The sequence below is a fragment of the Yoonia sp. R2331 genome, assembly GCF_041103235.1.
In the GTDB taxonomy this organism is placed as follows: Bacteria; Pseudomonadota; Alphaproteobacteria; order Rhodobacterales; family Rhodobacteraceae; genus CANMYO01.
Genome location: NZ_JBGCUN010000001.1, coordinates 2,339,682 through 2,352,577 on the forward strand (window position 1 = coordinate 2,339,682; position 12,896 = coordinate 2,352,577).

The window sequence follows — 12,896 nt, forward strand, 5'->3', positions numbered from 1 at the left end:
AATCCGTATTGCTATTTCAGTCAGTCAGAAGCGTGAGAAGACGTCGGGCGGCGTGTCAGACATCGACCGCGCTTGCGCCTTCATTTTCTGACGCACCTCTGCGGGCGACATACTGACCGGTCCTTCCACCGTGCATGGATAGCGGAATGATGTATTCCCGCGCTGGATGTCGATGCGGCCTTCAAATGCCTCGGCGGCAGGGTTGTAGCGCAGGTTTCTGATCTGAACGCTCATGTTTCTCTCCTTCAAAGCTCGGGCCGCAGCGCGTGGCGCGACCAATTTGACAAGAAGAACGGCGCTTGGCGCAAATGGTTCCCCGTAAGCGGCAAACCAATATTTGGAGCAACTGGGATTTTCCGAATGTGTGAAAAGCGCGTCCGTGACGGGTGATTTGACAGAGGCCCGGCTAGCCCTTCAGCGCCTCGCGCATATCCGCAACGGCACCTTTGTCAGTGTCGCGCACCGTTTCATGCAATTCATCCAAGAGCGCCTGAGCGTGCTGAAGCGTCAGCGGATCGTCAAGGACGTAAGGCCTGCACTTGCCGAATGTCACCTCAAGCAAACGCGCGAACGTCAGGTGATGGAACGTTACGCGTGCGACAGAGGGCGGGCGCAAACCGTCGCGGTATGTCCCTGCAATCGTCAGTGCGGCTGCCATCCGGTTAAGGCAGTCAATCGCAGTGTAGGGATCGTTCAAACCGGGCGACAACGCGCGGGCAACCATCTCTACCAGCTGTTCCGCAAGAAAACTTGGATTCTGGTTTTCTGTGCGTCCGGACCCGACGGCAAAACACCCCAAGATGTGGCGGTGGTCGTCATCACTGAGGTCTTTGCCCCAAACGGAAATTACCGGCGTCTTTGATGTGACGAACCCCCCAAGTGGCACGTTCAACGCGACATGCCAGTCAGATGCCATTGCCAATTCGCTCAACTGGTCGAAATTTACTGTCTGGACGTAACCCGAGACGGCAGACGTGATGACCGTATCAGGGTCACGGTTAGGATGCCGGGTCCCGTTATCGGAATCGTTGTCCCGTTCGATCAGGTCAAGAATTTGCTTTTCCAACGCGGCGCCAATCCCCGCAGAAATGCGCGAAACATTGATCGTCTCTGGCACGTGATGGATGAAATAGATCAGCGTGAACACGCATAGCAATGTCAGGATCAAGGCCATGATCAAAGAGTATTGCGGCACGTATTCTGCGACGCCGCCATCTATTCCATCTTGCACCGAACGCAACACAACAAGGGCGTAGACAAAGGTGGAGATAAGGATGCCGAGGCTCCATTGATTGCCGCGGTCGCGCATGAAATTGCCGATCAATCTTGGACCAAAGTTGCCTGACGCAAACGAGACCGCAACCAGCGTCATTGAAAACATTACGCCAGTGACACCAATGATCGATTGGGCAATCACAGCAAGGGTGGATCGCGCGCCATCGGCCTGCGTATCCAAGAGCGTTTCAGGAAGCGGGAATGGCAGTCGCGTGCCACGCGCATCAATCCAGCCCATGAAAAATGCAAGCGTAAGCCCGACGAAGACAAGGATTGAAGGTAGAAACCAATAGCTTGCGCGAACGTCCTGAACCAGTTTGAGCAGGTAGGCACGCTTACCTGCAGGCAGTTGCGTCGGTCTGTTCATCTGCACGTATCAAAAGCCTTCACGTTTGTTGCAAGCACAATGCGCGGGAACGGAATGCGTTCCGGAGCATTAAGGGATGATTGCACATAACGGAGCAAACATGACAAATTTCAACACGCAGAACGCCAACCACGATCCTGTAGATGAAGCAGAAAAGCTATCGTCGAAGGAAATATTCGAGGTGATCCGCCGTGACGGTCATGAAGAACTTGCGCGGCCTTATGCATCGCTCTTTTGGTCTGGTATCGCAGCTGGTCTCATGATTTCGCTGTCCGTGTTGGGTGAGGCGATTTTCAGAACCTATCTGCCGGATGCGCCTTGGCGCTATTTGGTCGAGAACCTTGGATACAGCCTTGGTTTTCTTGTGGTCATTCTGGGCCGGATGCAGCTTTTTACCGAAAATACCATCACCACCGTTTTGCCGGTGATGCATGATCCGGTTTGGCCCATGTTCCGCCGAATGCTTTCACTTTGGATGATCGTATTGGGCGCCAATGTGATCGGTGCCATTCTGGCGGCGGCCGCTTTCGCATTTGGCAATTTCATCCCCGACGCGATGATCGCCGCCATTGCCCAACTTTCGGCCCATGCGACAGGTTTTGATCCCGAAGTCGCGTTCCAGCGTGCGATTCCCGCCGGTATTCTTGTCGCAGCGATTGTCTGGATGTTGCCGGGGTCAGATGGGTTTGGCTTTTTCGTCATTTTGACCTTCACTTGGCTTATAGCCGCGGGTGATTTCACACATATCGTCGCGGGCAGCGTTGAAATGGCATTCATGTTGCTCACCGGCGAACTAAGCATTGTGTCCGCGCTGACAGATTTCTTCTTGCCCGTGCTCGCAGGGAACGTTCTTGGTGGCACAGCGATCTTTGCCTTGTTGGCCTTCGGGCAGGTCCGAAAAGAGCTGAACTGACAAAAGCCGGGATTTATGGGAACGAATTCACATTGATCCGTGTTGGGCCCGTAACGAAACGATGAAATGGAGGTTTCAGTTATGGAATATGCTGGTTTTGGCGGTCTGATTATCCTCGCCCTGAATGTTTGGGCCATAGTGTCCATTATCGGGTCTGGTGCGTCGACGGGCAGCAAAGTGTTGTGGACCCTTCTGGTCCTCGTACTGCCGATCCTTGGCTTCATTGCCTGGCTTGTGGCCGGCCCGCGGTCTGCCACCGTCTCTGCCTAGGGATCGAAACGATGAAAGGGCGCACCTGAAAAGCTGCGCCCTTTTTTTATGGAGACATCAAGATGAAGAATTTCGACACTGAAAAGGATCACCGAACCAACTGGGCAGAGGACCGGACATTGCTGGCGAATGAACGCACGTTCGCCGCATGGATGCGGACAGGAATGGCTTGCGTTGCAATAGCGATTGGTTTGAAGGCCATTTTTGGTGCGACTGAACCAACCTGGATGGCCAAACTTGTAGCGGAATTTTTCATTGTCATTGCAATCGTCATTTTCTGCACGGCTGCTGCGCGGTCCCAGAAAGCGCAACGCCGCATCGAAGAGCATGATGCAACCGCCCAATCCCACGGCGCAATGATTGCGACGTCGGTCATGCTGGTAATCGGCACGGCATCGGCTGGTATCCTGCTTTGGATTTTATGACAAAAAAAGGCGCCACAAGGGCGCCTTTCTTTTGTTCAGTCACTCAGGACTTCCGCCGGACTTTCAGCCGCTGGGTTCGCAGGCTGATATGCAGTCCAGATCAAAAACCCACTGAAAAGCACGGCGACCCAGACAAGGGCGATGGTTATTCCAAAAAGTGGACCTTTGTGGCGACGCTTCTGGGCGTCGACATTTGTATTAGATGCGGACATTTCTGTCTCCTTTCATTCTATTTGTTCGCCCAACGCGCTCGCGCAGATTTCGTTCCTTCATCCGGGAACGTTCAACCAGCCAGCGCGTTAGATGCGGAGGGAGTTCGGAATGCGCACATCGGTAAACCAAGGCTGTCTAGTCATCGTGGCGATTGCGGCGGGCATTCTGCTTCTGCAGCAGACCAGCTATATTCTGGTCCCTGTTGTCGCCGCTTTGACACTTGGTATCGTGATGACGCCCGTATCGGACCTGTGGGACAGGTTACGCATTCCAAATGCCCCCGCTGCTTTCCTGACGATGCTCTTTGCTGTTGCAATCATCTTTGCGGTCATCCTGTTGATCGAGCCCTACGTGACATTGGCGATAGAACAGGCACCGATCATACGCGCGGAACTGCGCGATACCGTATTTGAAGCGCGACGTCTTTTGCGCGGGCTGGAAGCGATATCGGAAGACATGGCAACCGCGATCGAACCTGGCGCGGGTGCCGCAGGTGACGAAGACACAGTGACTGTTCCATCGTTGACCGACGCGCTATTCTACGCACCCCAATTCATGGCGCGCCTTTTGATCTTTGTTGGCACGCTCTACTTCTTTCTGCTGGTCCGGACGGACATCTACGATGGCCTGAGCCGGAACATCAAACCGCTCGCCAAATCCGACCTTAGGTTGGCCGCAAAACAAGTATCGCGATATGTTCTGACGATTGCGGCGATTAACGCAAGCTTTGGCGTCGTAATTGCTTTGGCCATGCAGATAATCGGGATGCCGACGCCTGTGATCTGGGGGATTTTGGCATGTCTGTTGAACTTCATGCTTTATCTGGGACCAGCAACACTCGCTGTCGCGTTGACGATCGCCGGGATCGTCGCATTCGATGGCGCTGCAAGCTTCTTGCCGGTGGCCATCTATGTCACATTGAATGCCATTGAGGCGCAATTTGTTACGCCCGCTCTTGTCGGGCGTAACCTGTCCGTGAACCCGTTGTTGGTGTTCCTGTCGCTTGTTTTCTGGCTTTGGATCTGGGGGCCGGTTGGTGGCATCATAGCAATCCCGATCCTGATCTGGACAATGACCGTCCTGCGCGGTGCTGCTGGTCAGACCATTTCGGCCGGGGCGCCCGGCAAATAGCGCGCGTCTTTCTGGCCAGCTTCGGCATCAAATGGAACAACAAAACCCTGGCGCTGTTCAGGATCGCAGGCAGAATTATTTGCCGCCAAGCCTGCCCATCCAGCGCGCGCGGTCCGCATAGCATAAAGCGCCTGATCTTCTGCGTGATTAAGCCAATGGTCAAAGCAGCGGGCCTTCAGCTTTGCCACTTCGGCCGGGGTTTGGGTCTGCACCCCGGTTTCTGTGTCCCAGTTCAGACTGCGACCGTTGATATTGGCCGACGAAACTATGCCTAACTTGGCATCAAAAATTGATACCTTCGCATGCAGGTAAATGATCGGAGAGCCGAACAGCGTCCCCCGATCATCCGTTTCCTTTGCACGGACAGGCCGAACAGGCGACCCCACGAACAGCCGCTCTCCAAAGGCCTGCTGAACGATGTCGATGCATTTTGCCTGCAAATGCTCGCCGAAACCGGTGTCGGATCCCCATGTGTCATTGAATGCGATCTCCTCCGGGGCCGCTGGCAAAAGCATAATCATATCAAGAGATGATTGTTCTTTTGCCCTCACCGCAAGTTGCTGGGCGAGCTCTTCGTCCCTGAAAAATTGGCTTTCAAAGTAGATCAGCTCTTCGGACTGGCGGATTGCATCGTGGTGTGCGGTCGCGATTTCACGAAAGATCGTTTTCGGCGACATCCGAAAAAGTGAAAAGCCGCGCCGCGCCGAAATGGTACGCAAAAGCTTTCTCGGGTGCGGCACATCACGCCCCAGCAGCGCATCCGTTAGCGTCAGCAGATGATCGCGCGCTTCTTTCGCGATGCTCCCATCAACGATCACTTGCACATCATGCCAAGTGCGAACAGCGCCCCGGTCGTGCTCTGGGGTGTCAAAGCGCCGGGCATTCAGGTCAAGTCCGCCGACATAAAGCCGCGCATCATCAAAAACGGCCATCTTCTGATGGTGCGACACAGGGAAAAGCGGTGGCGGTGGAAATTTGCGCGCTACAAGCTTGCCGCGCGTTTTTCTGACCAAGGGCGGGGCACATTCAAGCAGGCTCGCGTCGTCAATGCCTTCATCGTGCAGTTGGGAGATCTGCTTCCCAATCTCGTTGATGGTACGTGGCCATAAACCGACACGCGGCAACCACCCAACCCGGGCGGGATGCATCAGTGCAGTCACATTCAGGTTCTCAGGGTGGTCAGATGCTTCACCAGCCGCCAAAAGCGCCTTGATGCTTCGCCACGTCCCCAGATGCAGCCCAGTGCGGACGACAGGATCAAAGTCTGACAGGATCAGCCTTAGCCGGACGCCGCGATTCAACGTCGCCACAATAAGGTCAAACCACGTGTCACCATGTGTCTTTGCGCGGGTCGAATACAACGACGTCCAAGGATCAAATATCCGAAAACCCGCGACGATGTCGCATTTGGCATCTAGAAATTCTTCTTCAAGCCGTGGAAAGGCCTCAGCCGCAGTCACCAGGACGTCGAACCGCCGCGACTTGGACTTTTCGGTCAATAGTCCCGCGCCTCCGGCTCGAACTGCATGATCTCGAAATCCACTTGCAAGGTATATTGGCTGTCGGATTTTTCGGTCGTGATCTGCCCGCCCAATCGCAGGGCGAAAGACTTCATCAGTTCCTGCCCCATGCCTGAACTAGCGGCGTTGGGGGTTGGCCCAACGCTGTTTGTCATTTTGAACTGACAGTGTTGGCCATCTTGTTTCAGACTGACGGAAACTTCCGGTTCACCACCCTGCAAGGCACCTACATACTTCATGGCGTTGGTCATTGCCTCGGCCACCAAAAGTGAAAGCGGGACAGCCTGATCCGGGAACAACAACACGCGATCAACATCGGCGCTAATTTCAAGGTCAAGTTCTTCCACTTCGACCATCTCAGAGGAGTTATCGATGATCTCTCGGACGAGGGCGCCACTGTCGACCCTGCCCCCGACCGGTGATTGGTAAAGATCACGGTGGATGGTGGCGAGGCTGATCACCCGGTCTTGCAGACGTGACAGCACGGTGCGCGTTTCTTCGTGATCTGCGTTGCGGATTTGAATGTTCATGATCGAAGAGATCAATTGCAAGTTGTTCTTAACCCGATGATGTATCTCCTTGACCAGTACGCCTTGCTGTCGCAACGCGTCCTCCAATTCAGCCTCATCGCGCAAGAGCTGCTCGCTCATTTCTTGAAAACCATTTTCAAGTCGCTCGATCTCAATCGGCATCGTCACCGCATCATGGCTGAAATCAAAAACTGTTCGATCTTCAGCAAATCTTTCCATCCTGCGCCGCAGACTTGAAAGGTGCCGCAGGACAAGGGTGCGGATTGCAAGCATTGCGACACCCAGACTAGCGATCCACATCAACACCGGGAAAAGCGAAGGCGCGACAAGCGATCGCGTATCGGCAATCGAACGCCCGTCAACATCCCAGATCGCCATGACGGCAGCGGGGCTACCCTCGATCGTGACAATGCTGTACTTGCGTGTCTGGCCCGCGCCGTTCTGATCGCGAAAGACCTGAGCACGCCTTGTCGAAAGATCCTCCAAGGCGCGGCTTTCAGGCAATTCCATAGCAACCAAATCAATGCCTTGCCGTGATGTCAGGACCGCGCCATTTTCGTTGAAGGTTATCAGGTCAATAAGCCCCAACTCCTCCAGATGTTCCTCTGGATCGGGAAGCGTTCTGTGCGGGATCGAGACAGAAACAAAGCCGCCAAACTGGCCCGCATCAAAAAAGGGTTCAGATACGACGAAAACTGACTCTCTGCTTGCCGGTGCACTTTCATTTACGATGATCGTAGGCTGCTGCGCCGACATCGTTTCTTCAAATCTTTCAGTTTGGGACAGATCAAGCGGTGCATCCGCCGACGAACACGTAACAAGACCCGACAACGGCAAGACGCCGACAAAACTGAACTCTGAATTGCCGTTCACAAAATTCGACAGCACGCTAAAGCAGCGCGCGCTGTCGTTTTGCAATTCGGGCGCGATGGTGCCCATCAACCGCGCCGCCCCGACCGCGCGTTCGATCAGCACACGTTCCGCCGTCGCTGCGCGTTCCGTCAGACCCAGAAGCGCAAGACCCGCGCTACGATCCGCTTCTTGTGCAACCCTGTTGGTCTGCGCAATTGCAATCAGCCCCAAAGGAAGGATGGCAAGCGTCAACAGCACCAAAAGCTGGACGCTAAGCCGTTGATGCCACTTTTCTTTTGTCACGATGGAAGGTTCGGACTTTCAACCACTGCCATTGTGGCCGTATCGGTCATTTCCAAAGCATCATCGTCTTCAAGTTGCAGCATTTCAGTCAATTTGGCCCGCGCTCTATTTACGCGGCTTTTCATCGTGCCCGGTGCGACCCCACACATCACGGCCGCGTCGTCGTAAGTGAAGCCGTTAGCGCCCACAAGGATAAGCGCCTCTCGGTGTTCGTCTGCCAATTCTTCGAAGGCGCTTTTGAAATCCCTCATTTGAAGACGGCCGTCATGGTCAGGTTTGACCGACATCGCGTCCGAAAAGACATTGTCGACGTCAGCAACCTCTCGCTTCAGCTTCCGCCGTGACGAATAGAAGTTGTTGCGCAAAATGGTGAACAACCAAGCGCGCATGTTTGTCCCACGCTCAAATTTGTCCATGTTGGTCCAGGCCTTGAGAACCGTATCCTGCAGCATGTCGTCAGCGGTCGCGTTGTTGCGCGTCAAACTCAGTGCGAACGCGCGCAACGCCGGCAGGTGCGTCAGCAATTCATCCTTGGGATCAACGTCACTCATTTCTCGTCCTTCATCTCTTCGTCCTGCGCGCGCAGGACAGCCAAAAGGTCCAGAACTTCGTTCGGCATCTCGTTTTCTTGGTAGTCCGAAAAGACTTTCTTCAAGTTAAGCTCGAAGTACTTGTCGATCTTTTCTTGCTTAGGGCTATTCGACTTGGTCATGGGGCGAACCTTGTATTTTCCAAAAAAACACCATCTTGAACGGAACCAACTTAGGTTGAACGTGTTTCGTTCCATGAAAAAATCAAATGAGGGTCAAAAAATGACTGACACGCAAGCGGAGGTGACGTTCACCGACTTGTTGACTGCGGAACTTCCCTACCTAAGACGGTACGCACGCGCGCTGACAGGATCACAAACTCGCGGTGACAAGTACACAGTCGCCACGTTAGAGGCGATCCTCAAAGACCGAAGCGATTTTGAGAATGAAGACCCGATTAAAGTAAATCTTTTCAAATGCTTTCACGCAATTTGGGCATCATCTGGTCAGATTCTGGTAGAGCCGGATGACAGTTTACTGGCCAGGGCTCATGGGCTTCTTGCCCAACTGACTGCAAACTCGCGAGAAGCGCTCTTGTTGCGCACGATTGAGGAATTCAGCACAGCGAATATCGCAAAGATTATGCAAATCGAGCGTGACGATGTCGTCGATCTTATCAAGGCTGCGAACAAGGAACTGGCCCAAAACATCAAGGGCCGGGTGATGATTATTGAAGATGAACCAGTCATCGCGACTGATCTGACAGGGATCGTATCATCATTGGGCCACGACGTCACAGGTGTCGCGCGTACCCATACCGAGGCACTGGAATTGGGGCGCGAGCAACGGCCCGACCTGATCCTTGCCGATATTCAGCTTGCCGACAATTCGTCCGGGATTGATGCCGTGAATGACTTGCTGGAAACGATGGATGTGCCAGTCATCTTCATCACTGCATTTCCAGAGCGGCTGTTAACCGGCGACCGCCCTGAACCTGCATTTTTGATCTCCAAACCCTTCAAAGAGGCGCAGGTTCTGTCTGCAGTCAGTCAGGCCATGTTCTTTGCTTCTACGGCAACGCTAAGGGGCTAAGGCAGCATTGAATACGACTACAATCGTCGCCTGCGGCAAAGCAGCCACAAAGCAGCGGCCACAAAAGCGGGCGTTGCGGCCCCTTGTCGACCGGGTTGTGGACAGCGCTGAAGGCGAAACGGTGAACCTTCGCACAATTCTGCAATCTGTTGGTGACGACAGTTTTGCGCCTGTGCTGCTGCTTCCAGCCTTGGCGGTGGCGACGCCGCTCAGCGGGGTGCCGCTTTTCTCTGCGCTGATGGGCGCGACGATCTTTTTGATCTCGCTACAGATGATACTGCGCAGGGAAAGCCTTTGGTTGCCTCGCTGGCTGCTGGATCGTGCGGCCAAGGCTTCAGTCGTCAGATCTGCATTTTCAAAGCTGCGATCGCTGGCAGATTGGATTGATCGCAGAACCCAATCGCGGTTCAATCTTCTGTTTCATCGCCCACTGATCTTAATCCCGCAGCTTTTGTGCCTGATGTCCGGGGCTGTGATGCCGCTGTTGGAGTTTGTGCCGTTCTCTTCGTCCATCATAGGTGCGGGAGTCGCACTTCTTGCTTTTGGCCTGACAAGCCGGGACGGCCTTTTCCTGCTGCTCGGGCTCTTTCCCTATGCCGCAGTAGGCTTGATGATTTTCGCGGGCTCAGGTTGATCGAAAAGAAAATCCCCGCACCAGACGTTGCGGGGATTCTTCGTTATTTGGCGATCAGCGCGCGCAACATCCATGCGGCCTGCTCGTGAAACGCTGACCTTGCAGTCGCAAGATCCTCTGTGACCGGATCGTTTTGGTCCCCGGCCAGTTTGACCAAGGCATGCAGACGGTGCGCGATACGTTCATGATCATCGGCCAACGTCTGGCACATTTCGCCCGCTGAGGGCGCGGCCTTGCTGTCTTCGACAACAGCGCGATTGCGGATATCCGACATGGACATAGGGGCCATCTGACCGACCGCACGGATACGCTCGGCGATCTTATCAGCAGCAGCGAACATATCCTCATACTGACCTTCGGTCAGGTTGTGGATCGAGTAGAACAAAGGGCCCTCGACATTCCAGTGATAGGCATGCGTCTTGTAGGTCAGCATGTAGGTATCAGCCAGAACATCGGCGAGACCGCTCGCGATGGTTTCGGGTTCATGGACACCAGTCGCAATATCTTGCGGTTCGGCGACGACATTCAGTGCATGTGACATGTTATCTCCTTTCATCAGTGTTGGATTGAACGGCTTGTCAGCCACGCACGAAGTTGATGATCAGCGACACGACAAACAGCAGCAGGAAGATAACGAAAAGCACCTGCGCGATGCCGGCAGAGGCGGATGCAATGCCACCAAAGCCAAAAACGGCGGCGACAAGTGCAACCAGGAAAAAGACGAGTGCATAGTGTAGCATGGGTTGCTCCTTTGACTTGTTTTGCGCGACCTTTTTGGCCGCGCGCTCTGCAAAACAACAAGGAGCGCCGCAATTCGTTCCGGATTTTTCTATGCAACGATCTTTAGGCTCATGCGTTCGACGCGCATGGACGGGTTTATACACACAGCGACCACCAACGGGCTGTCACAAGTGACGCGCCATTCAACCGAAGGCCGGTGTCGACCTTTATGGATCGCCTTTATGTACGGCCTCAAACGACGGGTCGATAGCCGCGACAAGCATGTCATTGGTGAATGGCAGATCGACAAAGACCGCCGGAAAAGACGTCTTCTGCTCCGCGCCGATCAGGACGATATGACTGCCCCGCGTCGCTGCAGCCATAACCGCATCGTGCAAGTCGTTATCGCTGGCCACAAGTGTGGCACGCGCAAACACGGTCGTGCGCGGGCCACACATCTGGAATGCTTTGGCGACGTCGGCGAACGTGCCACCGGATACCTTTACGGCGTCAGGATATCGCGACGAAAGCAACCCGTTGAGGTCCAGCGCCACCACCGGATCCGGTTCGATCAAGATGAACTGATTTGGCATGAGAACCCCACGTTGTGCCGACATGCGGTAGCACACTGTAAAAATCGCCCGCATTAATCTATGACATAGCAAGGAGAGAATTTTTGGCCACAAAATGTGAAAACTGCCCGCTCCGTGGACGTGACCTGTTTATCCAAATGTCTGCTGATGATGTGACGACCATGCAGTCATTCAAAGTCGGCGAACTGGTCGTTGACGCAAAGACGCCGATCCTGCTGGAAGGTTCTAACAGTCCCCAACTTTACACAGTGCTGCAAGGCATGGGCCTGCGCTACAAGTTCCTGGTTGATGGGCAACGGCAGGTTGTGAATTTGGTGATGCCCGGCGATTTCGTCGGCCTGCAAGCCGGTGTGATGGGCGAGATGGGGCATTCCGTTGAAGCCACAACAAAAATGGTCCTCTGCGTATTTGATCGCAGGGCCTTTTGGCAGTTCTTCCGTGAAAACCCCGAAAGAGCCTTTTCGCTCACGTGGTTGGCCGCCGTAGAAGAACATTTTCTGGGCGATGCTTTGGCCACAATTGGTCAGCGCACGGCCTTGCAAGCAGTGTCCTGGGCACTTTGCAAAGTGTTTGTGCGTGGCCAAAAATTGGGTCTTGTGAACAACGGTGCCATGCCTTTGCCATACCGACAGCAGGACATTGCAGATGCGCTAGGTCTGTCTCTGGTTCATACCAACAAGATGCTGGCAAAGCTGAAATCCCGGCAACTTGCGCATTGGTCCGATGGCACGCTTCGGGTCAGTGATATCGCCCAACTCGCGCAGGTCGCGCGCCTCCCCGATTATGATATCCCGGCCCGTCCGCTTTTCTAAAACCTGAAAAAAAGCGGAACGATCCCGGCCCTATCGTGTTGTTTGAGCAGAACCACAAGATGGGAGAAAACGATGAAAACCATTTCCGTAATCACAGCCGTTTTGGCCGTCGTCGCAGTTGGTTTGGGTATCTATCTCGTTGATATCGAACAGACCGAAGAAGCGGCTTTGCCGGACGTTGATGTATCGGTCGAAGGTGGCAACCTGCCGGCATTCGATGCAGAGGTCGGCGACGTTGATGTCGGCACCGAAGAAATCACCTTGGACGTGCCAACAATCGACCTGCAAAGCCCCGAAGAACAGGCGTCTGAAGACAGCTAATCCGTAATGCAATGACCCGCCACATTTTGTGGTGGGTCAAAACCACGAAAGGAAACGCAATGACAAAGACCGCAGAAACCGCAAAACAAAACGGAAAATCTGATAGTGCCGCCGCATTTGCAGCCCAAGCAAATGAAGCGGTGGAAAAAGGTGTGGCTGCCGCACACGACACCGCAACGCAGGTTGCCGAACACGCCAGCGATGAATTGCGCAAGGTCACGGATGCCAGCACGAAATTTGTTCGTGAGAATCCCGGAACAGCTATTGCCGGGGCTGTGGGCATTGGTGTCTTGCTGGGCCTCGCGTTGCGTGGCCGCGACTGAACATTTCCAATCGACCACGGAAATGGCCGCTGCGATGCAAATCGCGCGGCCTTTTTCTTGTCTCTGCCCGGC

Annotated in this window: 18 protein-coding genes; 9 read left to right on the plus strand and 9 right to left on the minus strand. The window is 54.4% G+C overall.

The window, feature by feature from the left end:
- Positions 1 to 24: 24 nt before the first annotated feature.
- Together AB3Y40_RS12050 and AB3Y40_RS12055 are read right to left on the minus strand one after the other, a co-directional pair.
- Positions 25 to 234, minus strand: coding sequence for an orotidine 5'-phosphate decarboxylase (locus AB3Y40_RS12050; protein WP_369439032.1), 210 nt, complete (start codon positions 232 to 234; stop codon positions 25 to 27).
- 172 nt (positions 235 to 406) lie between these two features.
- Entirely contained in the window at positions 407 to 1,642 is a 1,236-nt protein-coding gene (locus AB3Y40_RS12055) for a DUF2254 domain-containing protein (RefSeq protein ID WP_369439033.1), read from the minus strand.
- Positions 1,643 to 1,742: 100 nt separating this feature from the next.
- On the opposite strand from AB3Y40_RS12055, the gene AB3Y40_RS12060 reads away from it, so the two are divergent.
- The 4 genes from AB3Y40_RS12060 to AB3Y40_RS12075 all read left to right on the plus strand — a co-directional run bounded on the left by AB3Y40_RS12060 (position 1,743) and on the right by AB3Y40_RS12075 (position 4,594).
- Entirely contained in the window at positions 1,743 to 2,555 is an 813-nt protein-coding gene (locus AB3Y40_RS12060; RefSeq protein WP_369439034.1) for a formate/nitrite transporter family protein, read from the plus strand.
- Between the two features lie 81 nt (positions 2,556 to 2,636).
- Positions 2,637 to 2,825 carry a PLDc N-terminal domain-containing protein gene (locus AB3Y40_RS12065; RefSeq protein WP_369439035.1) on the plus strand — a complete coding sequence of 63 codons (189 nt, stop codon included), beginning with the start codon at positions 2,637 to 2,639 and terminating at the stop codon, positions 2,823 to 2,825.
- 119 nt (positions 2,826 to 2,944) lie between these two features.
- Positions 2,945 to 3,250: a YidH family protein gene (locus AB3Y40_RS12070; RefSeq protein ID WP_369439036.1), complete on the plus strand. Its 306-nt coding sequence runs from the start codon at positions 2,945 to 2,947 to the stop codon at positions 3,248 to 3,250.
- A gap of 321 nt (positions 3,251 to 3,571) precedes the next feature.
- On the plus strand, positions 3,572 to 4,594 hold the full coding sequence (locus AB3Y40_RS12075; RefSeq protein WP_369439037.1) for an AI-2E family transporter: 1,023 nt from the start codon (positions 3,572 to 3,574) through the stop codon (positions 4,592 to 4,594).
- Here AB3Y40_RS12075 and AB3Y40_RS12080 read toward each other — a convergent pair.
- From AB3Y40_RS12080 to AB3Y40_RS12095, 4 genes are read right to left on the minus strand one after another with little or no spacing between them, the layout of a single operon-like run.
- Positions 4,561 to 6,093, minus strand: a complete 1,533-nt coding sequence (locus AB3Y40_RS12080) for a phospholipase D family protein (protein ID WP_369439038.1) — start codon at positions 6,091 to 6,093, stop codon at positions 4,561 to 4,563. The two genes, AB3Y40_RS12075 and AB3Y40_RS12080, sit on opposite strands and share 34 nt — an antisense overlap.
- On the minus strand, positions 6,090 to 7,799 hold the full coding sequence (locus tag AB3Y40_RS12085; protein ID WP_369439039.1) for a sensor histidine kinase: 1,710 nt from the start codon (positions 7,797 to 7,799) through the stop codon (positions 6,090 to 6,092). Before AB3Y40_RS12085 ends, AB3Y40_RS12080 begins: the two co-directional genes overlap by 4 nt.
- Entirely contained in the window at positions 7,796 to 8,350 is a 555-nt protein-coding gene (locus tag AB3Y40_RS12090; RefSeq protein WP_369439040.1) for an RNA polymerase sigma factor, read from the minus strand. The genes AB3Y40_RS12085 and AB3Y40_RS12090 overlap by 4 nt, the downstream gene beginning before the upstream one ends.
- Positions 8,347 to 8,511, minus strand: a complete 165-nt coding sequence (locus tag AB3Y40_RS12095) for a hypothetical protein (RefSeq protein WP_369439041.1) — start codon at positions 8,509 to 8,511, stop codon at positions 8,347 to 8,349. Before AB3Y40_RS12095 ends, AB3Y40_RS12090 begins: the two co-directional genes overlap by 4 nt.
- Before the next feature lie 100 nt (positions 8,512 to 8,611).
- On the opposite strand from AB3Y40_RS12095, the gene AB3Y40_RS12100 reads away from it, so the two are divergent.
- Both AB3Y40_RS12100 and AB3Y40_RS12105 read left to right on the plus strand, forming a co-directional pair.
- Complete coding sequence (locus AB3Y40_RS12100) at positions 8,612 to 9,421, plus strand: response regulator (protein ID WP_369439644.1); 810 nt, start codon at positions 8,612 to 8,614, stop codon at positions 9,419 to 9,421.
- A 7-nt stretch (positions 9,422 to 9,428) separates the two neighbouring features.
- Complete coding sequence (locus AB3Y40_RS12105) at positions 9,429 to 10,055, plus strand: exopolysaccharide biosynthesis protein (RefSeq protein WP_369439042.1); 627 nt, start codon at positions 9,429 to 9,431, stop codon at positions 10,053 to 10,055.
- A 43-nt stretch (positions 10,056 to 10,098) separates the two neighbouring features.
- Here the strand turns inward: AB3Y40_RS12105 and AB3Y40_RS12110 are convergent, their stop codons facing one another.
- The 3 genes from AB3Y40_RS12110 to AB3Y40_RS12120 form a co-directional block, all read right to left on the minus strand.
- Positions 10,099 to 10,596: a Dps family protein gene (locus AB3Y40_RS12110; RefSeq protein WP_369439043.1), complete on the minus strand. Its 498-nt coding sequence runs from the start codon at positions 10,594 to 10,596 to the stop codon at positions 10,099 to 10,101.
- 37 nt (positions 10,597 to 10,633) lie between these two features.
- Positions 10,634 to 10,795, minus strand: coding sequence for a DUF1328 domain-containing protein (locus AB3Y40_RS12115; RefSeq protein ID WP_369439044.1), 162 nt, complete (start codon positions 10,793 to 10,795; stop codon positions 10,634 to 10,636).
- Between the two features lie 207 nt (positions 10,796 to 11,002).
- Complete coding sequence (locus tag AB3Y40_RS12120) at positions 11,003 to 11,368, minus strand: hypothetical protein (protein WP_369439045.1); 366 nt, start codon at positions 11,366 to 11,368, stop codon at positions 11,003 to 11,005.
- A gap of 137 nt (positions 11,369 to 11,505) precedes the next feature.
- Between AB3Y40_RS12120 and AB3Y40_RS12125 the strand changes: the two genes are divergently transcribed.
- The 3 genes from AB3Y40_RS12125 to AB3Y40_RS12135 all read left to right on the plus strand — a co-directional run bounded on the left by AB3Y40_RS12125 (position 11,506) and on the right by AB3Y40_RS12135 (position 12,824).
- On the plus strand, positions 11,506 to 12,180 hold the full coding sequence (locus AB3Y40_RS12125; protein ID WP_369439046.1) for a Crp/Fnr family transcriptional regulator: 675 nt from the start codon (positions 11,506 to 11,508) through the stop codon (positions 12,178 to 12,180).
- A gap of 72 nt (positions 12,181 to 12,252) precedes the next feature.
- A complete protein-coding gene (locus AB3Y40_RS12130) occupies positions 12,253 to 12,501 on the plus strand; it encodes a hypothetical protein (protein ID WP_369439047.1) in 249 nt (82 codons plus the stop codon).
- 59 nt (positions 12,502 to 12,560) lie between these two features.
- Positions 12,561 to 12,824, plus strand: coding sequence for a hypothetical protein (locus AB3Y40_RS12135; protein ID WP_369439048.1), 264 nt, complete (start codon positions 12,561 to 12,563; stop codon positions 12,822 to 12,824).
- Positions 12,825 to 12,896: the final 72 nt, after the last annotated feature.

Excerpts from the sequence above, each read along its gene's own strand:
- AB3Y40_RS12055 (WP_369439033.1), bottom strand. The coding sequence starts at position 1,642 with ATGAACAGACCGACGCAACTGCCTGCAGGTAAGCGTGCCTACCTGCTC.
- AB3Y40_RS12065 (WP_369439035.1), top strand. The coding sequence starts at position 2,637 with ATGGAATATGCTGGTTTTGGCGGTCTGATTATCCTCGCCCTGAATGTT.
- AB3Y40_RS12100 (WP_369439644.1), top strand. The coding sequence starts at position 8,612 with ATGACTGACACGCAAGCGGAGGTGACGTTCACCGACTTGTTGACTGCG.
- AB3Y40_RS12060 (WP_369439034.1), top strand. The coding sequence starts at position 1,743 with ATGACAAATTTCAACACGCAGAACGCCAACCACGATCCTGTAGATGAA.
- AB3Y40_RS12075 (WP_369439037.1), top strand. The coding sequence starts at position 3,572 with ATGCGCACATCGGTAAACCAAGGCTGTCTAGTCATCGTGGCGATTGCG.
- AB3Y40_RS12130 (WP_369439047.1), top strand. The coding sequence starts at position 12,253 with ATGAAAACCATTTCCGTAATCACAGCCGTTTTGGCCGTCGTCGCAGTT.
- AB3Y40_RS12135 (WP_369439048.1), top strand. The coding sequence starts at position 12,561 with ATGACAAAGACCGCAGAAACCGCAAAACAAAACGGAAAATCTGATAGT.
- AB3Y40_RS12090 (WP_369439040.1), bottom strand. The coding sequence starts at position 8,350 with ATGAGTGACGTTGATCCCAAGGATGAATTGCTGACGCACCTGCCGGCG.
- AB3Y40_RS12095 (WP_369439041.1), bottom strand. The coding sequence starts at position 8,511 with ATGACCAAGTCGAATAGCCCTAAGCAAGAAAAGATCGACAAGTACTTC.
- AB3Y40_RS12125 (WP_369439046.1), top strand. The coding sequence starts at position 11,506 with ATGTCTGCTGATGATGTGACGACCATGCAGTCATTCAAAGTCGGCGAA.
- AB3Y40_RS12120 (WP_369439045.1), bottom strand. The coding sequence starts at position 11,368 with ATGCCAAATCAGTTCATCTTGATCGAACCGGATCCGGTGGTGGCGCTG.
- AB3Y40_RS12050 (WP_369439032.1), bottom strand. The coding sequence starts at position 234 with ATGAGCGTTCAGATCAGAAACCTGCGCTACAACCCTGCCGCCGAGGCA.
- AB3Y40_RS12115 (WP_369439044.1), bottom strand. The coding sequence starts at position 10,795 with ATGCTACACTATGCACTCGTCTTTTTCCTGGTTGCACTTGTCGCCGCC.
- AB3Y40_RS12110 (WP_369439043.1), bottom strand. The coding sequence starts at position 10,596 with ATGTCACATGCACTGAATGTCGTCGCCGAACCGCAAGATATTGCGACT.